The following is a 22,969-nucleotide window of genomic DNA, read 5'->3' as shown; positions in this document are numbered from 1 at the left end:
CCCGAAAGGATCACCATGAAGGTCGCAGCAGGCCAGCTCGCACCGACGACGGACCTGGCCGCCAACCGCCGGACGATCGAGACCCTGGTCGATGAGGCCGCGGCGGACAACGTCGACCTCCTCGTCCTGCCAGAGGAGGCGATGCTCCTCGCGGACGGCGTCGACCTCCCGCTGGGCGATATCGCGCGGGCGGAGTGGGGCGGGTTCGTCGAGTTCGTCTCCGGGCTCGCCAAGCGCACCGGCATGGCCATCATCGCCGCCGGGTACGAGGGCACCGACGGCGACCGCCCCTACAACACTATCGTCGCCATCGACGAGCGCGGCATCGAACGTGCGCGATACCGCAAGCTGCACCTGTACGACGCGTTCGCGTACCGGGAGTCCGACTACGTCACCCCGGGCGACGCGAACCCGGTCGTGGTCGAGCTCGCCGGTGCCTCCGTCGGGCTCGTCAACTGCTACGACCTCCGTTTCCCCGAGCTGACCCGCAACCTCATCGACCAGGGAGCCGACCTCATCTCGGTCTCGGCCGCCTGGGTCTCCGGCGCGATGAAGGAGGACCACTGGCGCACACTCCTGCGCGCCAGGGCCATCGAATCCACCACCTGGGTCGTCGCTGCCGGATCGGCGTCACCGGACTGCATCGGCCAGAGCATGGTCGTCGACCCGTTCGGCATCGTGCGCTCGTCGCTCGGCGGTGAGACGTACGGGTTGGCCGTGTCCACCGTGTCCCAGCGCCGCACGGACGAGGTCCGCGCCGTGCTGCCGGTGCTCGAGAACCGCCGGCTGAACACATCCATCAGCCTCTGACCCCGTCCGCCCCACCTCGCGAGGAACATCCATGCCCGTCACCATCGGCCCCACCCCGTCCGCGCTTCCCCAGGAGCTCCTCGAGAAGCTCGCCCGCGTCTCGTTCCCGACACTCGGCCACTACCTCGAGGAGGGGTTCGCCGACCCGGGGATCGTCCGGCTCGCCGGCACGACGCGCGTGATCGGTCGCGCCGTCACGGTGCGGACGACGGCCACCGATTCGACGATGCTCCACCACGCCGCCGGCCTGGTGGAGGCCGGGGACGTGATCGTCGTCGACACTGGCGGGGACGTCCGCCATGCACCTCTTGGCGAGGTCGTCGCCTCTGCGCTCTCCTTCCGGGGAGCGGCCGGAGCGATCGTCGACGGCGCGGCCACCGACATCGACGAGATCGCGGGACTCGGGCTCCCGGTGTACGGGCGCGGGTTGAGCATGCTAACCACGAAACTCCACGACATCGACGCCGGGGGACTCAACATCCCCGTCGTCTGCGGTGGCGTCGTCGTGCGCCCGGGCGACGTGGTGCTCGCGGACGCGAACGGGGTGCTCTTCGCACCCGCGGCGGTGCTCGAGCAGCTCATCGACACCGCGCTCGAAGACGACGCGGAAGAGCCGGATCTCGTGCAGGCGCTGCGGGACGGCGGACGCCTCGGCGACCTCACGGGCGCCAGCGCGACCATCGCCGGCTTCGCGTCCTGAACTCCCCTCACTCTCCCTCCCGCCACCGAAAGGACCCCATGCTCCTCAAAGCCGCCATCAACGGAGGGAGGACTCCCGACGAGTTCCCCGCAGTCCCGCTGACCGCGGAGCAGATCGCCCGGGAGTCCGCCGCCGTGCTCGCGGCCGGCGCCGACGTCGTCCACGCTCACGCCCGCGCGGCGGATGGCGCCCAGACGATCGACCCGGAGGCGATCGGTGCGATGGTGCGGGCGTTCCGCGCGGAGGTCCCGGACGGGGTGATCGGCACGACGACCGGACTCTGGACGTGCTCCGGGCACGCGGAGCGGATGCGGCTGATCGCGGCGTGGCCCGAGGACGCCCTGCCCGACTTCGCGTCGGTCGCGTTCAGTGAGGAGGGCGCGGCCGAGGCGGCCCAGCTGGTCCTCGACCGCGGAATGGTGCTGGAGAGCGCGGTCTGGTCGATGGCCGACGTGCCGGCGCTGCTCGCCTCGCCGACGCTGCACCGCAACGTGCGCATCCTGATCGAACCGGAGACAGAGGACGTGGAGGAGGCGGTGTCTGCGTGCCGCACGATCGCCCACGTGTTGCGCGACGCGGGCGTGGAGGCCCCGATCCTCTACCACGGGGCCGACCGGACCGTCTGGCCCGTCGTCCGCGCCGCGATCCAGGACGGCTGCGAGACACGGGTGGGGCTCGAGGACGGGCTCACCCGCGAGGACGGCTCTCCGACAGCGGGCAACGTGGAGTTGATCGGCGCCGTGCGTGCGCTCGAGCCGATCATCGCCTGAGGGTGCTCCGGCTCCGGCGTTCTCAGGATGAGCGTTTAGGGTGCTTGCGATGATCGACGACACCGACCGCAAGCTCATCGAGCTGCTCATGCGCGACGGGCGCCGGCCGTTCACCGAGCTCGGGGCTGAGCTCGAGGTGAGCGAGGCGACGGTGCGCGGGAGGGTCGCGCGCCTGCAGGAGTCGGGCATCCTCAAGATCGTCGCCCTCTGCAACCCGCTGACGCTCGGTCACCAGTCGGTGCGCCTGATGATCGGCGTCGGGGGCCACTCGCCGCGGGCGGTGGCGAAGGCGCTCGCCGACATGGCGATGGTCAACCACGTCGCCCTCGGGACGGGCGCGCACGACGTCTACGTGGAGGCGACCTGCCGCGACCTGGACCAGCTCGTGACCCTGCTCGACGACGTTCGGCGCGTTCCCGGCGTGACGGACATCGACCAGTTCGTGCTGCTGGAGCTGTTCAAGGACTACTCGTGGGTGGGTCTGCGCGACAAGGCCGGCCAGAGCGCGGGTCAGGGCACCGGCCAGACCGACTGAGCCCGAGCGTCAGAGCTTCGGAAGCTGCGGCCGGGCCGTCCGCCGCTTGATGATGGCCTCGTCGACCGGCGCCGAGTCCTCGCGGAAGCCCGCCCAGAGGTAGGTGTCCTTCATCACCTCGAGCACGGTCATCGTCTCGACGTGCTGGACGCCGTTGACCCTCCGCACCTTCTCGTTCAGGATGCTGGAGAGGTGGATGACGTCGTCGCAGCGCAGATCGGCGATGAGGTCGTACGCTCCGACCGCGCTGGCGACGAACTTGATCTCCGGAACCGTCACCAGCTGTTTCGCGACCGCGGCGACGGCGACACCGCGGATGCGGATGGCGATGTGCACCTCGATCTCGCCGAGCTTCGGGGCGTCGGGCATTCCGACCACCTGGACGATCCCAGCCTTCGAGAGGCGGCGGTACCGCGCTCGGACGCTCGGCTCCGAGAGGCCGACGTTTCGGCCGATGACGGCGAACGAACGGCGCCCGTCGACGCGCAGCTGATCGATGATCTTGCGGTCGATCGTGTCGATGTCCATGCGGGGCTCCCGGGGCGTCGGTGGTCCAACTCTATGCGGTCCGCAGCCCCCGCACCACGAGATCCAGCAAGCGCTCGACCTGCGCGCTGTCTGTCGATTCCGCGGTGGTGAGGAAGACGCCGACCATGGCGGCGGTCACGTCGTCGGCCGAGACGTCGTCGCGGAAGAGCCCGCGCTCGATGCCGGCGGCGAGGAAGGGCTGCACGGCCGCGTCGACCCGCTGCCGGGTCTGCGCCGAGGCGGCGGCGGTTCGTGCGCCTCCCGCCCGGAGCGACTCGGCCATCCCGCGCTTGGTGGCGATGAACCCGGAGTAGAGGCGCATGAACTCGCGGAGTGCGACATCCGGCTGTTCCGTCGGCAGAAGCGAGGCGCCGCGGTCGAGGACGGCGTCCAACTCGTTCTCGTAGACCGCAGCGACCAGGTCTTCGCGGGTCGGGAAGTTGCGGTAGAGCGTCCCGATGCCGACCCCGGCCGCACGTGCGATGGCTTCGAGGGACGCCTCCGGGCCCTCTGTCGTGAGCGCCTCACGGGCGGCGTGGAGGATGGCCGACCGGTTGCGTGCCGCGTCGGCGCGCGGTCTGCGCGCGCGAGTGGATGCGGGATCGGCGCTCAAAGTGGAGGTACCTCCGGTTTAAGTGGTAGCGTCATGGCAGCGGAGGGGCCTCCGCTTCTGACCCAGTCTAGGAGGAGACATGACCGACACGACGATCCGACCCGGGGGCACATTCGCTCTCGGCGGCCGGGAGGTCGCCCGCGTGGGCTACGGCGCGATGTCCCTGGAGCGCTACGAGGACGACCGCGAGACCGGGGCCGCTCTGCTCCGCCGAGCGGCCGAACTCGGCATCGACCACGTCGACACCGCCGACTTCTACGGCGCCAGCGTCTCGAACGACATCATCCGGCGGGCCTTCGGAGACTCCGACACGGTCGCGATCGCCACGAAGGTGGGTGCCGTGCGCGTGGATGCGCCCGTGCCCCTCGCTCTCGCCCAGCGACCCGCGGAGCTGCGCGCCCAGGTCGAGGACAATCTGCGCACGCTCGGGCGGAGCAGACTCGACGTGGTCAACCTGCGCCGCCCGGAGGTCGGGCCGGGTCTCACGGTGCCGGTGGAGGAGCTGGTCGACCTGGACGACCAGCTCGCCGAGCTCATCGCGCTGCGAGACGACGGCCTGATCGGCGCGATCGGGCTCAGCGCCGTCGGTGCGTCGACCCTACGCCGCGCCCTACCCGCCGGGATCGCCTGCGTGCAGAACGCCTACTCCCTGCTCAGTCGGGAGCACGAGGACCTCCTCGCCCTCTGTCTCGCCGAAGGGATCGCCTGGGTGCCGTTCTTCCCGCTCGGCAGCGGTTTCGCGCAGTACCCGAAGGTCGCCGACGACCCCACGGTCCGGCGCATCGCGACGGAGACGGGCGCAACACCTGCCCAGGTCGGCCTCGCGTGGCTGCTCGCGCACGCGGCGAACGTCCTCCTCATCCCGGGCACGGCGAGCGTCCCGCACCTGGAGGAGAACGTGGCCGCCGGCGCGCTGGTTCTCACCGCGGAGCAGCTGGCCGAACTGGACGCCGTGGCCGGAGCGACGGCCGGTCCGTCGGATTCCGCGCGGCGTTAGTCCCCACGGTCAGAGCGCGCCGTCGAGCACCCGCGCCGCCGCCTCGCGGGGCGTGAGCCGGCTCGTGTCCACCACCGGACCGGGGATGCGCGCCGCGTCGAGCACCGCATCCAACTCTCCGAAGCGGTGCAGGTGCCAGGCGGCCGCCAAGTCGTCGTCGCGGTGCCGTGCGCGCAGCCGGGCCTCGCCGATCACCGGGTCGACGGTGAGGCGGACGACCGTGAGAGGGAGTCCGCCGAGTGCGTCGCGATAGCGGGGCAGCTCTGCGGCGTCCTCGATGACGCCGGGGAGGATGAGGACCTGAGCGCCCGCAGCGCGGTGGTTGGCAGCGACCGGGCGGAGGTTCGCGAGCTCCAGCGCGGAGTTGAACGGGTCGCCCTCCGGGGCTGGCCAGCCCGCGCGGAGTGCGTCCAGATCGATGATCGCGTGCGGGACGCCGCGCTCGATCAGGAGCGCGCTGACCGCATCCGCCGCCGTGCTCTTGCCGACGCCGACCGTGCCGTTGAGGAAGAGTGCCTGCTCGCGCATGGGATCAGTCAACCGCACGCGCTAGGCGAGCCACTCGAAGTAGAACGACCCGACGCCGACGGCGATCAGCACGCCCGCGATGATCCAGAACCGCACGACGATCGTGACCTCGGGCCATCCCTTCAGCTCGAAGCTGTGGTGGATCGGCGTCATCGGGAAGAGACGCCTGCCGTGGGTCGCCTTGAAGTACGCGCGCTGGACGATGACCGAGCCCGCCTCGATGACGAAGAGGCCGCCGATGAGGATCAGGAGCAGTTCGGTGTGGGTGAGGATCGCGAGGGCGCACAGCGCTCCGCCGAGACCGAGCGCGCCGGTGTCTCCCATGATGATCTTGGCGGGACTGGTGTTCCACCAGAGGAACCCGACCAGAGCGCCGCAGATCGCCGCAGCGACGATGGCCAGAGACAGCGGGTCGCTCGTCGGATAGCACTTGGCCACGTTCGCCGGGTTGATGTTGGGGTTGAAGCAGGACTGGTTGAACTGCCAGAAGCCGATCAGCGTGTACGAGCCGATCGCGAGGACCGATGCGCCCGTCGCCAGTCCGTCCAGACCGTCCGCGAGGTTCACGCCGTTGGTGGTCGCCGACGCCAGGAGGTTGATCCAGACCAGGTAGAGGACGAAGCCGACCACGGGCACCACGGTGGCGATCCGGGCGAAGTCGAGTGCGGGGATGTCGCGGATCGCCGAGACGGCCATGGATGCCGGCGTCGTGCCGTCGGCGGTGGGGAACTGGAGTGCGAGCACGGCGAACGCGGTCGCGACGATCGCCTGCCCCGCGATCTTCGCCCATCCGCCGAGTCCGAGGCTGCGCTGGTGGTGCACCTTCAGGAAGTCGTCGATGAACCCGACCGCCGCCATGCCGACGAACATCAGCAGCACCAGGAGCGACGACGGGGAGATGCCGTCCCCGCCGTTGAGGAGGGCGGACACGAAGAACCCGAAGAGCGTCGCCAGGATGAAGACGATGCCGCCCATCGTCGGGGTCCCGCGCTTGACGTGATGCGACTGGGGTCCGTCGTCCCGGATGAACTGCCCCCACTCCAGCCGTCGGAACAATCGGATGAAGAGCGGCGTCAGGAAGAGCGAGAAGGCGAGGGCGAGACCGCCCGCCGTAAGTAGGGTCCCCACGCAGCGAGTCTGGCAGGCGGCGCCTCGCCGGACGTGATCCGCGCCGAGCACTCGAAGAGTCGACGCGCCGGGAGGGGCGACGGCGGCCCGATCGCCGTCGCCCCGGTCGGATGGACTACTGGATGCCCTCGCGCACGAGCCGCCACTGCTGCGTCGCACTGCCGTCGGCGGTGCGCTGCTGGGCGAAGGCGCCGTCGGCCGTCGACGATCCGGCGATCTCGAGCGGCTTGCCGCTGTTCGCGTTCGTCAGCGTCCACCAGCCGCCCGAGGTGCTCGGCGACCACACCTGCGTGGCGTTGCCGGTCGGACCCCACTGCGCCGCCCGCACACCGTCTGCGGTCTGAGCGCCGGGGATCTCGAGCAGCTTGCCGCTGTTCACATTGAACAGCTGGAGGCCGTTCGACACCGGGTGCACGTTCCACACCTGGCACGCGTTGCCGGTGTCACCCCACTGCCCGGCTCCCGCGCCGTCCGCCAGGGACGCACTCGCGATCTCCAGGTACTTGCCGCTGTTGCGGTTCACGACGCGGAACTGCGGATCCAGGGCGGTCCCCGGCTTGTACAGCTGGATGGCGTCGAGCTCGGCGAACGAGGTGCCCTTCGTGAATGCGATCGTGTTCGCGCCCGCGTTCAGCGTGACCGTCTTCTGCACCCAGCCGTAGCGTCCCCAGTTCACCGTCGCCGGGTAGCTGAGGGTGGATGCGGTGCCGCCGTTGACGCTGACGTTGTGCGTCGATGCCGCGCCCGTTCCGTTGTCGTAGCGGACGTTCATCGTGTACGAGCCGGCCGACGGGACCCGCACGGTGAAGGTCACCGAGCTGGTCGTGTTGTTGATGTTGCCGACCTTGCTGCCGTTCGACGCATCCGGATCCGTGACGAGGGAGGTGTCCGATGTGCGGGCGGCCTTCTCGGCCTCGTACTGCTGGGCGTCCAGCGGGATGGAGCCGACACGGATGTCGTTGTAGGTGGTCGTGAGGTTCTCGACGTTGGTCGCCTGGTACAGCGTGCGGCCGTCCACCGAGTAGTCGATGCTCTGGGCGAAGCCGCTGAAGGTGCCGCCTTCGGCGTCCGGTCCGTCGTACGTGACCGCCATCGGAAGTCGCTCCCACGGCCCGTCGCCGAGGTTGTAGTTGACGTAGAAGTTCTGACCGCCGTCGATGGTGCCCGTGGCATCCAGCGACCACTTGGATGCGACGACGACCATCCCCTTCGGCCCGCCGCCCGGGACCCACTTCACATACGGCGACGATCCGATGCCGCGACCGTTGGCGAGAGTGATGGGCGTGCCGATGCTGGTCGTCGGCGACCAGTTCAGGCCGTCGGGGGACGTCTTGAAGTACACCGGCGCGGTGTTCTTGGTCTGCGACGGCCGGTTGACCACCTCGAACGTGGCGAGGTAGCGGCCGTCGGGGAGCTTGGTCACCGTGATCATGCCGGGCCGGTCGGACTGGTTGTTCGGGGCCGACACGTTCGACTCAGCACCCCAGGTCGCGCCGCCGTCGGTGGACCGCCGATACGACACCGCCTGCAGGACGCCGCTCGCCTTCTGCCGCTCGTCCGAGAAGTAGGCGACCAGGCCGCCCTGCCCGTCGATGGCCAGCGACGGCTCCCACACGGTCGAGGTCGTGGAGGTCGGGCTCGGGTCGTAGACGGCGGGCCCGCCGGTGTCGATGGTGCTCAGATACGACCACGACGTGCCCTGGTTCGTGCTCTTGTAGACGACCAGGCGGCTGCTCGAGCGGTCCTCCGGCATGATCATCCCGGCGAGCAGGATGGTGCCGGCGGCCAGCCCGCCCGTCGCCTGCGAGACCTCGAACAGGAACGGCTGGGAGGTGCGGGTCAGCGTCGGGAACGTCGCGCTCGGCACGACGTCCGTGACGTGGGTCCAGCTGGTCCCGTCGTCGGTACTGCGGTAGATCGGGTAGACCTGCACGCCGTTCACGAGCACGAGCTGGTCGTAGGTGACCAGTTGGGTGCCGTTCGCCGCCCCGCTGTTCTTGAGCACGATGTTCTTCGCGTACGTCGTTCCGGCCGCGCGGCCGCCCTCCGGGTTGAACGACGTGCCGGCGGCGGGGGAGTAGACGAGCGATCCGTTGCCGGTCGTCACGGCGGAGGCGGGCGCGGCGGTCAGCGTCGTCGCGACGAGTGCGCCGGCGACGGCGCCGGCCACGGCGAGTGCCCGGAGTCGTCGCCGCTGCGACGTGCCCGATGTGGTGCGTGATGGAAACATTGTCGGTTCCTTCTCTCACTGGTGACCCGTCCGCGGGCGCGGGCGGGCCGTCACGACGTCGGGCTCGTCGTCACGTCTGGACGTCAGGTCAGCAGGCTGACGTCATCGGCAGGCAGAGGGGCGAGCCGGGCGGCGTACTCGCGGAAGCGGTCGGCGACCGGGTTCGGCCGCCGCAGCAACCCGGCGGGCGACTCGACCAGGTCGTGGAGCCCCATGGTCAGCAGGTGGTCGGCGCGCGGCCGGTCGCTGTGCCGCCACGTCCACTCGTACATGTCGAACAGCGGCCACCAGACGTACCCGACCACCGGCTCGCCCTCGGACCGCATGCTCTCCACGAGGGCGAGCGACTCATCCAGCCAGTGGATGCGCTCCTCGACCGTTCCCGTCACGCACGTCTCGGTGACCATCACCGGGGCGCCGTACCGCGAGGCGAACCGCTCGAGCGCCTCGCGGAGGCCCTGCGTTCCGCGGTCGACGCTCGGCCGCGGGTCGGCGAAGCCGCCGCCGTGCCGGACGCCCGCCTCGAACAGCTCGGTGGAGTGGCGCGGGTAGTAGTTGACGCCCATGATGTCGGGGCGCACGGCGTGGGCGGCGAACCAGTCCAGCTCGGCGTCCGTGACCGCCGGGGCGAGCCGGTCGCGCAGCGGGTGGGCGTCGTCGACCCGGCCGGTGACGAGGTCCTCGACCAGGTGCACCTGGTGGCGCAGCCGCTCGGCCTCCGCGTGGTGTTCCGGTGCGGTGTCGTCTCCGACGTAGCTAATGGCGGCGTCGACGTGCACGAAGGTCGCGCGGTCGCCGATGCGGGCGGCCAGCGCCTCCTGGCTGAGCACGAAGCCGCGCGCCAGGTTCGCGGCGATGGTGGCGAAGCCCTCGGCGCCGGTCCGGTAGGGCGGCCAGTAGCCGTACTCCCCGGAGAACAGCGCGTGGATGACCGGCTCGTTCACCGGCGTGTAGTCCACGACCCGGTCGCCGTAGCGCTCGCCGAAGCGGTCCGCGAACTCGGCGACATGCTGCGGGTAGTCCGGCGAGGCGAACTGGTCGGCCAGCCAGGTGGGGGTGCCGTAGTGCAGCAGGTCGATGATCGGCCGGAGGCCGGCGCCGAGCAGCGCATCCACCGCCCGGTCGGTCCAGTCCCAGTCCCAGCGGCCGGGCTCCGGCGCGATCCGGTACCAGGGAACGCCCCAGCGCAGCACCTCGGCGCCGACGCCCGCCGCGAGGGCGAAGTCCTCGCGGTACCGGTCGTAGTGCTCGGTGAGCTCGTACTCGTCGATGGCGCGCTCGCCGGGCCGCTCCTGCGGCACGAAGGTGTCCTCGATCCCGAGTCCGAGGTGCAGGCGGCCGTCCTCGAACCAGCGCGGGGACGTCACTTGAGCCCCGTGGTCGCGACGCTCTCGATGAAGCGGCGCTGCATGATCAGGAACATGACGGCGAGCGGCAGGACCGCGATGAGCGATCCGGCCATCATCGTGCCGTAGGGGATGATGCCGCTCGGCCCGGTCAGCAGGGTGAGGCCCGACGTGATCGTGCCCATCTCCGGCGACGTGGTGAAGACGAGCGGCCAGAGCAGGTCGTTCCAGTTGTTCACGAAGGTGAAGATGGCGAGCGTGAGGAGGGCCGGGACGGCGTTCGGGAGCACGATGCTGCGGAAGATGCGGAACTCGCCGGCTCCGTCGATCCGCGCCGCGTTGTCGAGGTCGCGGGGGAGGGCGATGAAGAACTGGCGCAGGAAGAAGATGCCGAAAGCGTCGGCCGCCCGCGGGATGATCAGCCCGGCGAACGTGTTGACCCACCCGAGCTGCGCCACCAGCTGGTAGACGGGGATGAGCGTCGCCTGGAACGGGATCATCAGGCTGGCCACGATCACGATCAGCACGACCCTGCTGCCGCGGAAGTCGATGCGGGCGAGGGCGTAGGCCGCGAGCGAGTCGAAGACGAGGGCGAAGACCGTCACCCCGCCCGCGAAGACGAGGCTGTTGAGGAAGAGCCGCCCGAACGGGAGGTCGCTGAAGATCTTGGTGAAGTTGTCCAGCGTCCACGTACCGGGGAGCAGTGTCGGCGGATAGGCGTTGATCTCGGACGCCGGCTTGAACGCCGTGAGGACGATCACGATCACGGGGAGCAGCACGATGGCGGTCAGCACAAGGGCGGCGGCGAAGAGCAGCCAGCGCTCTGCGGTGCGGCCGACGCGCCGGCGGCGGGTCGTAGTTGCGGCCCGGGCCGGCGCAGCGGGGGCGAGGGTGGCGGTCATGCGAGGTCCTTCTCACGGCGTCCGAAGAAGCGGAACTGGATGAGGCTGAGGATGAGGGTCGCGGCCAGCAGCACGTAGGAGAGCGCTGTCGCGAGCCCGAGGTCGAGCTTCTTGAAGCCCTCCTGGTAGATCTCCATGACGACGGTCTGCGTCGAACGGTACGGACCGCCGCCCGTCATGACGTAGATCTGGTCGAAGGCCTGGAGGGCGGCGATCATCGCGAACACGACGACGAACGCGAGGGTGTTGCTGAGCTGGGGGAGGGTGATGCTGATGAAGCGCCGCCAGGCTCCCGCGCCGTCGATCTTCGCCGCCTCGTACAGCGACTCGGGGATCTCCTGCAGACCGGCGATGAAGATCACCATGTAGAAGCCGAAGCTCTTCCAGATGGCCACGAGCACGACGGTCGGCATGGCGAGCGCGGGATCCTGCAGCACGTTTCCGAGCTGGATGCCGACGCTGCGCAGCCAGTAGTTGAGGAGGCCGACCTGCGGGTCGAGCAGGTACGTCCAGGCGAAGGCGGCGACGGCGAGGGAGACGATGAACGGGAGGAACAGTGCCGTGCGGAAGAAGCCGCGACCGAGCAGGCGGCGGTTGGTGAGGAGGAGCGCGAGCAGCAGTGCCGCTATCAGCGCCGTCGGGGTGAAGAGCACCGTGTAGAGCGCGGTGTTGCCGAGGGTGGCGAGCACGCGTGGGTCGGTGAAGACCTGCACGTAGTTGTCGAAGCCCACCCACTCCTCCAGGCCGAAGCCGCTCGCGTTCGTGAACGAGAGACGCAGGGCCGACAGCATCGGCCATCCCACGAAGGCGATCAGGACGACCGTCGCGGGGAGCATGAAGAGCAGGGCCATCGGTCCGCGGCGGCGGCCCGAACGCGGCCGGCCGCCGAGCGGGGCGGGCGGGCGATACGGCCTGCGGCCCGTGCGGGAGCGAGTGAGTGTGGTCATGGTCGCTTTCGGAAGAGGGTGGTGGACCGCCGGGGTGCGGCGGTCCACCGGGTGGATCACTTGCCGAGTGCCTGCTGCACCTGGGTGGATGCCGACTTCAGCAACGCATCCGGGTCGCCGCCGGCGAGGGCCTTCTGCGTCGCTTCGTCGACCGCCGAGAGGACATCCGTGCTGTTGGCGACGCCGGGGAGCAGGGGACGCGCATCCCCGACCAGGTCGGTGAGCGTCGCCACGACCGGGTTCGACGACACGTCGGAGGAGGGGATGTCGGTGCGCAGCGGCGGCCACGCCGAGCCGAGCGACCACTTCGTGGCGACCTCCTTGGTGAAGAAGTAGGCGAAGAACTTCTCCGCCGCAGCCTTCTTCGCCGCGTCTGCCTGTGCGGTCACCGCGGCCGAGATGCCGATCGCCGAGGCGGCGGCGCCCTTCGGTCCGGCGGGGATGCCGGCGATGCCGTAGTCGATCTTGTTCTCGGTGGCGACGCCCGCCATCCACGGTCCGCCGATCTCCATCGCGGCCTTGCCGGAGGAGAAGAGCTTGTCGGAGGCGACGCCGTCGAGGCCCGTCGGCGAGATCTTGTCGGCGGTGACGGCCTTCGCCCAGTACGACAGCGTCTCGGCGTTCTCGGAGGAGTCGAGCACCGACTTCGAGCCGTCGACGATCTTCCCGCCGTTGCCGTAGAACAGGCTCGCCCAGACGCCGTTGCCCACGGTCGCGTGGTCGGGGAGGGCCAGGCCGTACTGCTCGGGGGTGCCGTCGCCGTTCTCGTCGACGGTGAGCTTCTTGGCGTCGGCGACCCATTCGTCCCACGTCTTCGGGAACTCGGTGATGCCGGCCTTCTCGAAGAGCGCCTTGTTGTAGATGACGGAGAGCGGCACGAAGCCGGTCGGGATGCCGTAGTAGGAGTCGTCGACCTTCTCCATCTCGACCGCTGCGGGCCGCAGCGACGCGCTCTTCGTGGCGCTGCTCGCGTAGAAGTCGTCGAGCTTGGCGAACGCGCCCTTGGATGCGTACACCGGGAGGGTCTCGGCCGGCATCGCGACGATGTCCGGCCCCTTCTTGGCGGAGAGCGCGGGGAGCAATGTGTCGCCGATGACGGCCCAGGTCTTGGTCGTGGTCTTGATCGTGATCTTGTCCTGCGACTTGTTGAAGTCGTCGACGATCGCGTCGAGCACCTTGCCGTCTGCTTCGGTGTAGCCGTGCCAGAAGGTGAGAGTGACGGGGCCGGAGTCGGCGGAGCCGGGGGAGGTGGAGCAGCCGGCCAGCGCGAGAGAAGCGCCGGCCGCGACGGCCAGCGTCGCGAGCAGTTTCTTCATTGAATGCCTCTCATGGGACCGACCGCTCATCGTCGATCGGATCGGGTTTACAACGATGTAATCAACGTTGTAAATGGGAGTATAGGCAGGCGGCGGAGCGGGCGTCAAGCCGAAAACCGCTCACCCCCCGTTCGGCCGGATCCGGCACCGGGCCCGGATGTGTGTCAGACTCCGCGGCAAGGGGTATGGAAGACGAATCTCGTCGTATGCCAGGACCCCCCGATTCGGGCGGGGGCCTTCGTGGCCGATTCGACATCCACTTCTTCTTCACGTTCTTTCGGCGCGCGCATCGGCGTCGGGGCGACAGCGGCAGCTCTTCTGGCGCTGCTCGCCCTGTGCTTCGGCCCGGCTGCGGCGCACGCGGACACCACCCTCGACGGGCCGGTGGACATCGGGACTGCCGCGCCCTTCGGCGTGCTCGGAGCGAGTGAGGTGACGAACACCGGGCCGACCGTCGTCGACGGCGATGTGGGCGTGTCTCCTGGCTCGTCGATCACCGGGTTCGGGGGCGCTCCCGACGGCACGTTCACCGGAACCCTGCATCAGACCGACGCCGTCGCAGCTCAGGCGCAGAGCGACGTGACGACGGCCTTCAACACCGCCAGCGGGCTCACGCCGACGACCTCCGGCATCGGCGAGCTCAACGGGTTGTCGCTGACACCCGGCGTCTATTCGGGCGGCGCGCTCTCGCTCGCGGACAACGGAGCGCTGACCCTCGCCGGCAGTGCGTCATCGGTGTGGGTCTTCCAGGCGGCCAGCACGTTGACCATCGGATCGGCGACGCACATCACGATGACCGGCGGCGCGACCGCCTGCAACGTCTTCTGGAGGGTCGGGTCGTCGGCGACGTTGGGCACGGCCGCGCAGTTCATCGGGACCGTGCTCGCCGACCAGTCCATCACCGCGACGACCGGCGCGACGATCGTGGGCCGCCTGCTGGCGAGCAACGCGGCGGTCACCCTCGACACCAACACCGTGACGGCCCCGACGGGATGCCCGCCGCCGGGCACACCCGTCACGACATCGAGCCCGTCCATCACCTCCGGAACGCCGACCGCCCCGGTCGCCGGGACACCGTACGCGTTCACCGTGACCGCCTCCGGCACGCCGTCACCCACGTTCACCGTGAGCGCCGGCGCTCTCCCGGTCGGTCTCACCCTGAACGGCACCACCGGAGTCATCTCCGGGACGCCGACCACCCCGGGTTCGTCGACCGTGACCATCACCGCATCCAACGGACAGGGCCCCGACGCATCGGCGACGTACACCTTCGTGACGACGCCCGCGGCAGTGCTCGTCGGGACGGAGGGGGTGCTGGCGATCGGCTCGGAAGGCGCGACCGCATCGCTCGCAGACAGCGGGAGCGACCCCGTCCTGCCGTTCGTCGCGGCTCTCGCGCTGGTCGTCCTGGGGCTCGCGGTGAGCCGTCTCGGAGTGTCCCGTTCGGCTCGCGGCCGGCTCTAGGCGGGCACGTTCGGGCTGTACGGCACGTGGAGCGCGTCGGCGAAGCGGGCGAACAGCGAGGCGTCGCCCTCCAGCTGCACCGCACCGGTCGCGATCGCGGTGTCCGCATCCAGCTCTCCCGCGAGGAGGTCGCGGATCTGCGGGCCCGCGGTGATGACGAGGTCCGGTGCCTCGGCCGCGCCAGGGCCCACGGTGATGACGCCGTCGCGCATGATCAGGTGCGTCACCACCTCGCCGACGCGGACGGTGTAGGCCGTGTCCCACTCCTTCGGCACGACTCCCTCGCCCGCGGCGACCTTCAGCGCTGAGGCGATGGATGCGGTCGTCACGATCTCGCCGTCGCGCGGAGTCCGCATCCCGCCGGCGCCCCAGCGCGACAGCGCGTCCATCGCCGGGCCGAGCTCCTCGCCGCGCGGGGTCAGCCGGTAGACGACCGCCCGCTCACCGCTTGACGGAGCCATCCGCTCGACGATGCCCTCCTCCTCGAGCTCTTTCAGCCGGGAGGCGAGGGTGTTCGTGGGGATGCCGGGGAGGCCGGAGACCAGGTCGGAGTAGCGCTGCGGGCCGACGCTCAGATCGCGCAGGATCAGCAGGGTCCATCGCTGCCCGACGATCTCGGCTGCGCGTGCGAGACCGCAGAACTGCCCGTAGTGCTGGTTCGTCATGAATCTCACTGTAGCACTTGACTTCATTATTTGCAGTGTGCTTTATTTTTTGAAGTACATCCGATGAAGGAGAACGCCATGACCGACACCATCGACCGCGCAGAGCTCGCCAGCGAGCCGACCCCGGTCGCCACCGCAGCACGCAACCGCACCGCGCTCGCCCTGCTCCTCGCCGCCGTCTTCGTCGTCTTCCTCAACGAGACGATGATGGGTGTCGCGCTCCCGCGCATCCAGGAGTCCCTCCACATCGACGCCACCCAGGGGCAGTGGCTCACGACGGCGTTCGCGCTCACGATGGCCGTGGTCATCCCCGTGACGGGCTGGCTGATGCAGCGGCTCAACACGCGGCCCGTCTTCATCGTCGCGATGTCGAGCTTCGTGATCGGCACCCTCATCGCGGCCCTGTCGCCGGTGTTCGAGACGCTGGTGGTCGGCCGGGTCGTCCAGGCGGTCGGCACCGCGATCATGATGCCGCTCATGATGACGACGGTGATGACGATCGTCGCGGAGGAGCAGCGCGGCCGCGTCATGGGGCGCGTCTCGATCGTGATGTCTGTCGCTCCCGCGATCGGTCCGATCGTCTCCGGGGCGCTGATCCAGGTGCTCCCGTGGCAGGGGCTGTTCTGGGTGATGCTGCCGATCGGACTCGTCATGCTCGCCATCGGCGTGCGCCGGGTGCCGAACGTGTCGGAGACGCGGAAGGTGCGCCTGGACACGCCGTCGGTGATCCTCTCGGCGCTCGCCTTCTCGGCCCTCGTGTTCGGCCTCAGCCAGATCGGCGCCGCGGCGGTCGGCTCGGCGGCGGTCCAGCCGTGGATCCCCATCGTCGTCGGCCTGATCACGCTGGCGTTCTTCGTGTGGCGGCAGCTGGTGCTGCAGCGCACGGACTCGGCGCTGCTCGACCTGCGCACGTTCCTCTCCCGCGACTTCGCGGTCTCGGTCTCGATGATGACCGCCGCCATGGTGTCCCTCTTCGGCGCCTTCATCGTGCTGCCGCAGTTCGCCCGCTACACCCTGGGTCTCGAGCCGCTCTGGGTCGGCGCGATCCTGCTCCCCGGCGGCCTGCTGATGGGGCTGGCCGGTCCGACGGTCGGCCGGCTGTACGACCGGTTCGGGCCGCGGCCGCTCGTGATCCCCGGGTCGATCGGTCTCGCCGTCGCCCTCTGGACGCTGGCGCTCGGGCTCGGCGAAGGGTCGTCGTGGGTCGTGCTGCTCGGGGCGCACATCGTCCTGATGCTGTCTCTGGCGTTCCTCTTCACGCCGGCGTTCAGCTCGTCGCTGGGCTCGCTCCCGCCGCGGCTGTACTCGCACGGCAGCGCCACCATCGCCACTCTGCAGCAGGTCGCGGGCGCCGCAGGAACGGCCATCTTCGTCGCCCTGTATGCGACGGGCGTGGCCTCGACCGGAGGCGCCGACCCGGACCTGCCGACGGCGGCCGCCGCCGCGCACGGCTCGCACCTCGCGTTCCTCGCTGGCGGCGTCCTGTCGCTCGGGGTGGTCGTGCTGGCGCTCTTCGTCCGGAAGCCCGCCGCGACCGCAGACGCGATGCCGGAGCTGGAGGTCGCCGAGGCCTAACCGGCGGAGCGTTCGAGATAGGCGCCCAGGGCATCGAGCAGGCCCCGGGTGCCGCTCTCGCGTCCGGGGCCGTCGGCCCAGAACCGGTCGAAGAAGACGCCGTGCTCCACGTGCGTGAAGCGGGTGCCCTGCTCGGTCGGGTCGAACTCCAGCGACGCGACGGACGTCGACATGTGGTCTCCGTCGATCCACATGTCGTAGGTGGTGACGATGCGGACGTGCTCGACGATGTCGGTATAGGTCGCTTCGTACCGAGAGACCGGGCCGTGGTGGAACTTCCCCTCGGCGACGTCCCGTCCGCCGACGCGGAAGTCGAACGACCACTCGCGCGGCTCCATGGCGTCGCCGGCTCCCCACCAGCTGAGCTTCTGCTGCTCGTCGGAGAAGGCGTCCCAGACGCGCTCGGGCGGGGCCGGGTAGTCGCGGGTGAGGGTGAATCCGGCGCGGGCGAGGCGGCGTTCGATCGTCATGGCTGCGTCCTAGCGGGTCAGGCTGACGTGGATGGTGCCGCTCTCGGCGACCTCGGTGGTCACCGTGTGCGTCGAGTCCATGCCGGTCAGGTCGTCGAAGAGCCGATTGCCGCGGCCCAGGAAGATCGGCGTGATCATGAGGTGGAGGTCGTCCACCAGTCCGGCCTGCAGGAAGGCGCGGGCCGTGCGGTACCCGCCGCCCACCCGGACGTCCTGGCCGCCAGCGGCCTCGGTCGCCTCGGCGAGCACGTCCTCCGGGGAGGCGTTGCGGAAGTGGAAGGTCGTGCCGCCGTCCATCTCGATCGCGGGGCGGGGAGCGGTGCTCGTGAGCACGAAGACCGGGGTTCCGAAGGGCGGGGTGTCTCCCCACCATCCTTTCCACTCCGGGTCGTCGGGGAACGAGTGGAGGCCGAACATCCCGGCGCCCAGGATCTCGGCGCCGACGCCTGCGAAGAACTCGCGGCCGACCCGGTCGTCGACGCCGGTCGTGCCGGCCCCGCTCGTGTCGCCGAAGATGCGCTCGCGGAACGTCCGGGTCGATGCCCAAGCGGCCGTGAGGCGGCCCCAGTCCTCGCCCATCGGGTTGTCGGGCGACACATCGGACGGCGTGTAGCCGTCGAGCGAGGCGAAGAGGTTCATGCGGACGCGGGTCATGTCAGGTGTCCTTCGGGGTCGGCGCCGAGGCGCGGGCGAGGTGGATGCCGAGGCGGTCGGCCTGGTGCTCGGCGGGCGTGCGTTGCTCGCCGAGCCAGAGGTGCAGGATGTCGAGGGCGCCCGGCCGCAGGCTCACAGTTCGGACGCGCCCGTGCTTCTCGGAGGTGATCACTCCGGCGTTCTCGAGCACGCTCAGGTGCTGCATGAACGACGGCAGCGCCATCGGGAACGGTTCCGCGAGCTCGCTCACCACCGCCGGTGACGCTGCCAGCCGCTCCACGACGGCTCGCCGCGTGGGGTCCGCGAGGGCGCGGAGCACGGCGTCGAGCTCGTCGTAATACTTAGGCACATGCCTAAGTGTGGCCCCGACGACCTCGTTCGTCAACCCGTGGTCAGGGTTTGGCGCCGTTGCTGAACGAACCGTGCAGGGTGGTGTCGGCGAACACCGTGGTGTCGATGACCGCGCGGACCGCATCCAGCGTCGCCGGGTCCGCGCCGTCGACGAGCACCGTCAGCGAGCCGTACTCGACGCGCATGGTGTACGGGATGGACGCCTCCAGCGAGGTGACATGCGGCGTCGCCGCCAGACGCGCGAGGCCCTCGGAGACGTCCGTGGAGGTCTCGATCGGGATGGCCTGGTCGAAGGTCCGGCTGTAATGGACCGTCGTCTCGATGTGCCCGGGCCCGGCCGGCACCGTCAAGGAGAGGCTCACACCCGTCCACGCGAGGTGCTGCGCCATCGTCGTCGGAACTGCCGCCGCCTGTGCGGGTGTCGCCTCCGCCTCCATCACGACGTCGACCTGGCTGGAGAAGTGATTGGAGACGATCCGGCAGTCCGGTCGGTTCCGATCGTCCGAGGCGGTTCGTGAGTTCGATGTGCGCTCGCTCACCGTGTCGACGCCCGCGAGCTTTCGGACGGCGGCGACGGCCTCCCGGACCTCTCCGGCGACATGCGGATCGAGCGTCGGGGCCGGCGTCGGGGATGGATCCGGCTCGGCGCCGCGGGGAAGGCAGGCCTCCGCAGGCGCGGCGGAATCCCGGCCGGTCGCATCCCGCGCCAGCCCCTCGATCATCGAGCACCCGGACATGAGGGCGGCAGCGCAGACGATGGCCAGGATGGTGGCGGCGCGGCGAAGCATAGGCTCGAGGCTAATGCGGTGGCCCGTTGCGGGCGTCAGCCTCCGGGATGAGCTCGGCCGAGCGGGTACACCAGGCCGACCCGGCGCCGATCGTTTCGGACCGCGATAGTCGGGTGCGGCGGCCCGTGGCCGACCAGGCTGAAAGGCGAAGGAGGGACCGTGATCGCGATTCTCAACCGGGTGGTCGAGGTGATCGAAGACCACCTCGCCGACGACCTCGACCTCGCCGGGGTTGCCCGCGAACTCGGCACCACGGAGTACCACGTCCGTCGCATGTTCTCGTCGCTGGCCGGGATGCCCCTGTCAGAGTATGTGCGCCGTCGTCGCATGACCGTCGCCGTCGCCGACCTGCTCGGAGATGACGACCTGCTCGACGTTGCCGTTCGTCACGGCTACGGCTCGACGGAGGCGTTCAACCGGGCGTTCCGGTCGGTGCACGGCGCGAGTCCCATCACCGTGAGACGGGATGGCGGCCCCCTTCGCACGCAACCGCAGCTCAGGTTCCGCCTGACCGTAGAAGGGAACACCCCGATGGACACCCGTATCACCGACCGACCGGCCTTCCGGCTCGTGGGCCACGCAGCCCGCGTGCCGCTCATCCACGAAGGCGTCAACCCGCACATCCAGGCCCTCGTCGCATCCATCGAGCCGGACGAGCATGCTCGCCTCAGGGGCCTCAGCGACACCGAGCCCGCAGGCCTGCTCCAGGTCAGCGCCGACGTCGACCCCGACTACACCGAGGGGACCGAGCTCACCTATCTCCACGGTGTCGCGCGAACGGTGGACTCGCCGACACCGGACGACCTGGACGCCATCGAGGTCCCGGCCGGGACCTGGGCGGTGTTCCGCATCGAGGGGGACTACCCCGCGGCGCTCCAGTCGGCGTGGGCCGCGACGGCGAGCGAGTGGTTCCCCTCCAACCCGTGGCGTCTGCGGCCGGGCCCGTCGATCGTCGCGGTCCTCGACCGATCGGCGGACTTCACCAGGGCGACCTGCGAGTTGTGGCTGCCGGTGGAGCGCGCCTGACGGCGGATCAGCGGACGGCGGATCAGCGGACGGCGCCCAGCGCCCGCCGGACACCCTCGACGTAGTCGGTCGGCTGCTCCCAGGCGGCGAAGTGACCGCCGTGCGGGAACTCCAGCCAGTCGACGACGGAGAAGAACCGCTCGACGAACTGCCGCGGCGCGTTGACGAGGTCGCGCGGGAACACCGTCATGACCGTCGGGATCTCGATCCTTGGCCAGTCCTTCGGTGCCGCAGCCGCGTACGGAGTGAAAGACGTACCGATCGCGCCGGTGTACCAGTACGCCGAGATCCAGGTCAGGGCCTCATCGGGCGTGAACGCCCGGCGGAGGTCGCCGCCGGAGTCCGTCCAGTCGATGAGTTTCTCCAGAATCCACGCGGCCATCCCCGCGGGGGAGTCGCCGAGCCCCACCGCGAGCGTGCGCGGGCGGGTGGACTGCTCGTGCATGTACCCGCCCTCGCGCTGCTGCCAGTCGCGGCCGCGCTCCACGTAGGCGCGCTCCGTCTCGTCGAGGTCGTCGGGGAGCCCGACGAGGAAGTGGTACTGCGAGAGGTCGGTCAGATGCAGGGCGCTGACGTGGGAGCCGTGGCGGCCGGCGATGGCCTCCCCGACATCGCATCCCACGTCGCCCGCCGAGATCACATATAGGTCGAACCCGAACTCGGCCATGGCGTCGGCGACGGCGTCCGCCATCTCAACCGACGACATCCCGCCGCCCTCCACCGGTGCGGCGAACGGATACCCGGGCAGAGCGGGGAGCACGAGCGTCACGTCACCGAGCAGGGGCAGGATGCGCTCGAAACGGAGCACCGAGTCCGCCAGCCGTGCAGGAGGAGGACGACCGGCGCATCCTCGCGGTCGGCGGGCCGGACGATCGCGCGGATGGGCACCGCGGTGTGTTCGGTCTGCACCCACGGCCAGGACGCGATGCGGCGCTCGTGCTCGCGCCAGTCGTAGTCGTCCGCCCAGTGCCGCAGCAGGTCGGACAGCACCTCGGGGTCGACGCCGCCGAGTCCGTCGCGCTGTGGCAGCGGCACCCTCCGGAACCGCTCGAGGCGCGAACGGAGGTCGGCGATCGCCTCCTCCGGCACCGGGATGAGTTCGTGACGCTTCATCGCTCCTCCTCCGCAGCCGCGCTGTGCGTCGTTGCTCTCACGTCCGATGCGCTCATGCCGACGCCGTCCGGATCCTCACCTCGCGCTCCATGCGCTTCTCGTGGCGTTGTCGGCCCTTCGCGGCCTCGAGCTCGCGGCTCTTCGGCGGGGCGTTCGTCACCAGCTGGTCGAGCATCCGTCTGGTCGCCTCGGCGATCTCGTCGATGGCCTGCTCGAACGCCGCGGTGTTGGCCCGGGAGGGATGCGTCGAGCCGCTGACTTTGCGCACGAACTGGAGTGCGGCCTCCCGCACCTCATCGTCGGTTGTGGGCGGTTCGAAGTTGTGAAGGCAACGGATGTTCCGGCACATGCCGCGACGATATACCGCCCACCGCCCTCCTCCCAACCGCCCTCCTCCCAACCGCCCACCGTCGAGTCCGCGATCTTTGCACGCTGAGGGTGCGAAAAGCGGTAAGTCTGTGCGGACTCGACGGTGGGCGGAGGGGGCGACGGCGAGGGGTCAGGGGGTGAGGACGATGCGGCCGAAGACGGCGCCGTCATCCATGAGGCGGTGGGCGTCCGCCGCGCGGTCGAGCGGCATGACCTCGTGGACGACGGCGTGCAGCTCGCCGCGGATGGCGGCCTCGAACAGCTCGGCGCGTGCGGCGGAGCGCGCGAGCGGAGGGATGGAGTCGAGGCTGAAGGCGGCGACGGAGCGCGAGGCCTGGAAGCCCTGGAGAAGGCGCGCCCCGAAGTCGGCGGGCGGGAAGCCTGCGACGGCACCGACGAGCACGAGGCGGCCGTTGGGGGCGAGCCGGTCGATGAACGCCGGCATCCCGTCGCCTCCGACGATGTCCACGATCACATCGAACGGGCGGGAAGCCCCGTCGGGCCCGTGGCCGGACCGGTCGAGCACGTCCGTCGCCCCGAGCGCCGCAAGCCGACGACCCCGCTCGGCGGACGAGGTCGTCACGGCCACCGCGGAAGCGCCTGCGCGCGCCGCCAGCTCCACCGCGGCGATCCCGATGCTGCCGCTGCCACCGCGGATGAGCACCGAGTCGCCGGGCGCGAAGGGGGCGCGGGCGAGCGCGAATCGCGCGACGGGGGCCGCGCTGCCGATCGTCACCGCATCCACCGCCGACAGGTCGTCGGGGAGCGGGGTCACGTCCTCCACTGAGGCGACGGCGCGCTCGCTGTAGCCGCCCGATCGACCCGTGAACGCCCAGACGCGCCGACCGATCCAGGAGGGGTCCACGCCGTCGCCGACCCCGGCGACCGTCCCGGCGACCTCACTGCCCGGGATCATGCCCAGCGGGTAGCTCGAACCGAGCGTCCCGCGCCGGATCACCGCGTCGACGCCCCCGACGCCGATCGCCTCCGTCTCGATCAGCAGCTGCCCGGCACCGGCTTCCGGCTCGGGGGCGTCGATGACGGCCATCCCGCTCGGGTCGCCGTATTCCTGGATCGCAATCGCTCGCACGTCTTCTCCTTCTCGTTGCGGTACTCTCGCACGGTAGTGGACGCCCCCGTCCAC

At 70.1% G+C, this 22,969-nt stretch carries 26 protein-coding genes; 8 read left to right on the top strand and 18 right to left on the bottom strand.

All coding sequences use genetic code 11. From position 1 onward, the window contains the following. Positions 1–15: 15 nt before the first annotated feature. Genes BLR91_RS15710 through BLR91_RS15695 form a run of 4 tightly spaced genes read left to right on the top strand, consistent with a single transcriptional unit; the run spans position 16 to position 2,815 of the window. A complete protein-coding gene (locus BLR91_RS15710; RefSeq protein ID WP_020075801.1) occupies positions 16–810 on the top strand; it encodes a carbon-nitrogen hydrolase family protein in 795 nt (264 codons plus the stop codon). A 31-nt stretch (positions 811–841) separates the two neighbouring features. Continuing rightward, positions 842–1,510, top strand: coding sequence for an RraA family protein (locus BLR91_RS15705; protein WP_089880376.1), 669 nt, complete (start codon positions 842–844; stop codon positions 1,508–1,510). A 38-nt stretch (positions 1,511–1,548) separates the two neighbouring features. Then, a complete protein-coding gene (locus BLR91_RS15700; RefSeq protein ID WP_089880379.1) occupies positions 1,549–2,280 on the top strand; it encodes a 3-keto-5-aminohexanoate cleavage protein in 732 nt (243 codons plus the stop codon). Between the two features lie 49 nt (positions 2,281–2,329). Beyond that, positions 2,330–2,815: an Lrp/AsnC family transcriptional regulator gene (locus BLR91_RS15695; protein WP_018189560.1), complete on the top strand. Its 486-nt coding sequence runs from the start codon at positions 2,330–2,332 to the stop codon at positions 2,813–2,815. A 9-nt stretch (positions 2,816–2,824) separates the two neighbouring features. Here the strand turns inward: BLR91_RS15695 and BLR91_RS15690 are convergent, their stop codons facing one another. Both BLR91_RS15690 and BLR91_RS15685 read right to left on the bottom strand, forming a co-directional pair. Further along, a complete protein-coding gene (locus BLR91_RS15690; RefSeq protein ID WP_018189561.1) occupies positions 2,825–3,343 on the bottom strand; it encodes an Lrp/AsnC family transcriptional regulator in 519 nt (172 codons plus the stop codon). Positions 3,344–3,374: 31 nt separating this feature from the next. Continuing rightward, complete coding sequence (locus tag BLR91_RS15685) at positions 3,375–3,956, bottom strand: TetR/AcrR family transcriptional regulator (RefSeq protein ID WP_089880381.1); 582 nt, start codon at positions 3,954–3,956, stop codon at positions 3,375–3,377. Between the two features lie 79 nt (positions 3,957–4,035). Here BLR91_RS15685 and BLR91_RS15680 point away from each other — a divergent pair, with 79 nt between their 5' ends. Continuing rightward, complete coding sequence (locus BLR91_RS15680; RefSeq protein WP_089880385.1) at positions 4,036–4,953, top strand: aldo/keto reductase; 918 nt, start codon at positions 4,036–4,038, stop codon at positions 4,951–4,953. Between the two features lie 9 nt (positions 4,954–4,962). On the opposite strand, the gene BLR91_RS15675 is transcribed toward BLR91_RS15680, so the two are convergent. From BLR91_RS15675 to BLR91_RS15645, 7 genes are all read right to left on the bottom strand, one after another. Next, positions 4,963–5,481: a hypothetical protein gene (locus tag BLR91_RS15675; protein WP_089880388.1), complete on the bottom strand. Its 519-nt coding sequence runs from the start codon at positions 5,479–5,481 to the stop codon at positions 4,963–4,965. A gap of 21 nt (positions 5,482–5,502) precedes the next feature. Further along, complete coding sequence (mraY, locus tag BLR91_RS15670) at positions 5,503–6,609, bottom strand: phospho-N-acetylmuramoyl-pentapeptide-transferase (protein ID WP_089880391.1); 1,107 nt, start codon at positions 6,607–6,609, stop codon at positions 5,503–5,505. 115 nt (positions 6,610–6,724) lie between these two features. Beyond that, the gene (locus BLR91_RS15665; RefSeq protein ID WP_231918951.1) at positions 6,725–8,839 is read right to left on the bottom strand and encodes an RICIN domain-containing protein; all 2,115 of its coding nucleotides are present in this window, start codon (positions 8,837–8,839) and stop codon (positions 6,725–6,727) included. Positions 8,840–8,922: 83 nt separating this feature from the next. Next, entirely contained in the window at positions 8,923–10,206 is a 1,284-nt protein-coding gene (locus BLR91_RS15660) for a family 1 glycosylhydrolase (RefSeq protein ID WP_089880394.1), read from the bottom strand. Continuing rightward, positions 10,203–11,087, bottom strand: a complete 885-nt coding sequence (locus BLR91_RS15655) for a carbohydrate ABC transporter permease (protein WP_018189568.1) — start codon at positions 11,085–11,087, stop codon at positions 10,203–10,205. The genes BLR91_RS15660 and BLR91_RS15655 overlap by 4 nt, the downstream gene beginning before the upstream one ends. Beyond that, positions 11,084–12,034, bottom strand: a complete 951-nt coding sequence (locus BLR91_RS15650) for a carbohydrate ABC transporter permease (RefSeq protein WP_039731324.1) — start codon at positions 12,032–12,034, stop codon at positions 11,084–11,086. Before BLR91_RS15650 ends, BLR91_RS15655 begins: the two co-directional genes overlap by 4 nt. A gap of 56 nt (positions 12,035–12,090) precedes the next feature. Continuing rightward, the gene (locus BLR91_RS15645; RefSeq protein WP_089880401.1) at positions 12,091–13,350 is read right to left on the bottom strand and encodes an extracellular solute-binding protein; all 1,260 of its coding nucleotides are present in this window, start codon (positions 13,348–13,350) and stop codon (positions 12,091–12,093) included. Between the two features lie 240 nt (positions 13,351–13,590). Here BLR91_RS15645 and BLR91_RS15640 point away from each other — a divergent pair, with 240 nt between their 5' ends. Next, a complete protein-coding gene (locus BLR91_RS15640) occupies positions 13,591–14,814 on the top strand; it encodes an ice-binding family protein (protein WP_172823222.1) in 1,224 nt (407 codons plus the stop codon). On the opposite strand, the gene BLR91_RS15635 is transcribed toward BLR91_RS15640, so the two are convergent. Further along, entirely contained in the window at positions 14,811–15,479 is a 669-nt protein-coding gene (locus tag BLR91_RS15635; protein WP_089880407.1) for a winged helix-turn-helix transcriptional regulator, read from the bottom strand. The two genes, BLR91_RS15640 and BLR91_RS15635, sit on opposite strands and share 4 nt — an antisense overlap. Before the next feature lie 63 nt (positions 15,480–15,542). Here BLR91_RS15635 and BLR91_RS15630 point away from each other — a divergent pair, with 63 nt between their 5' ends. Continuing rightward, positions 15,543–17,054, top strand: coding sequence for a DHA2 family efflux MFS transporter permease subunit (locus BLR91_RS15630; RefSeq protein WP_089880410.1), 1,512 nt, complete (start codon positions 15,543–15,545; stop codon positions 17,052–17,054). Here BLR91_RS15630 and BLR91_RS15625 read toward each other — a convergent pair. From BLR91_RS15625 to BLR91_RS15610, 4 genes are read right to left on the bottom strand one after another with little or no spacing between them, the layout of a single operon-like run. Continuing rightward, positions 17,051–17,524, bottom strand: a complete 474-nt coding sequence (locus BLR91_RS15625; RefSeq protein ID WP_089880412.1) for an SRPBCC domain-containing protein — start codon at positions 17,522–17,524, stop codon at positions 17,051–17,053. The genes BLR91_RS15630 and BLR91_RS15625 overlap by 4 nt on opposite strands. Positions 17,525–17,533: 9 nt before the next feature. Further along, on the bottom strand, positions 17,534–18,178 hold the full coding sequence (locus BLR91_RS15620; protein WP_089880414.1) for a dihydrofolate reductase family protein: 645 nt from the start codon (positions 18,176–18,178) through the stop codon (positions 17,534–17,536). Between the two features lies 1 nt (position 18,179). Next, on the bottom strand, positions 18,180–18,527 hold the full coding sequence (locus BLR91_RS15615) for an ArsR/SmtB family transcription factor (protein WP_089880417.1): 348 nt from the start codon (positions 18,525–18,527) through the stop codon (positions 18,180–18,182). Positions 18,528–18,570: 43 nt separating this feature from the next. After that, the gene (locus BLR91_RS15610) at positions 18,571–19,317 is read right to left on the bottom strand and encodes a hypothetical protein (RefSeq protein ID WP_089880421.1); all 747 of its coding nucleotides are present in this window, start codon (positions 19,315–19,317) and stop codon (positions 18,571–18,573) included. A gap of 159 nt (positions 19,318–19,476) precedes the next feature. Here BLR91_RS15610 and BLR91_RS15605 point away from each other — a divergent pair, with 159 nt between their 5' ends. Continuing rightward, entirely contained in the window at positions 19,477–20,343 is an 867-nt protein-coding gene (locus BLR91_RS15605; RefSeq protein WP_089880425.1) for an AraC family transcriptional regulator, read from the top strand. A gap of 22 nt (positions 20,344–20,365) precedes the next feature. On the opposite strand, the gene BLR91_RS15600 is transcribed toward BLR91_RS15605, so the two are convergent. From BLR91_RS15600 to BLR91_RS15590, 4 genes are all read right to left on the bottom strand, one after another. Further along, complete coding sequence (locus BLR91_RS15600) at positions 20,366–21,151, bottom strand: alpha/beta hydrolase (RefSeq protein WP_231918949.1); 786 nt, start codon at positions 21,149–21,151, stop codon at positions 20,366–20,368. After that, positions 21,109–21,456, bottom strand: coding sequence for an epoxide hydrolase N-terminal domain-containing protein (locus BLR91_RS20350; protein ID WP_231918948.1), 348 nt, complete (start codon positions 21,454–21,456; stop codon positions 21,109–21,111). The genes BLR91_RS15600 and BLR91_RS20350 overlap by 43 nt, the downstream gene beginning before the upstream one ends. A 52-nt stretch (positions 21,457–21,508) precedes the next feature. Next, the gene (locus tag BLR91_RS15595) at positions 21,509–21,805 is read right to left on the bottom strand and encodes a DUF2277 domain-containing protein (RefSeq protein WP_018189579.1); all 297 of its coding nucleotides are present in this window, start codon (positions 21,803–21,805) and stop codon (positions 21,509–21,511) included. Positions 21,806–21,955: 150 nt separating this feature from the next. Further along, positions 21,956–22,915 carry a zinc-binding dehydrogenase gene (locus tag BLR91_RS15590; RefSeq protein ID WP_089880427.1) on the bottom strand — a complete coding sequence of 320 codons (960 nt, stop codon included), beginning with the start codon at positions 22,913–22,915 and terminating at the stop codon, positions 21,956–21,958. Positions 22,916–22,969 lie beyond the last annotated feature (54 nt).

The organism is Leifsonia sp. 466MF (genome assembly GCF_900100265.1).
Classification (GTDB): Bacteria; Actinomycetota; Actinomycetes; order Actinomycetales; family Microbacteriaceae; genus Leifsonia.
Note: the sequence above shows the minus strand (reverse complement) of the source record. Positions and strands in the feature narration are given on the sequence as shown.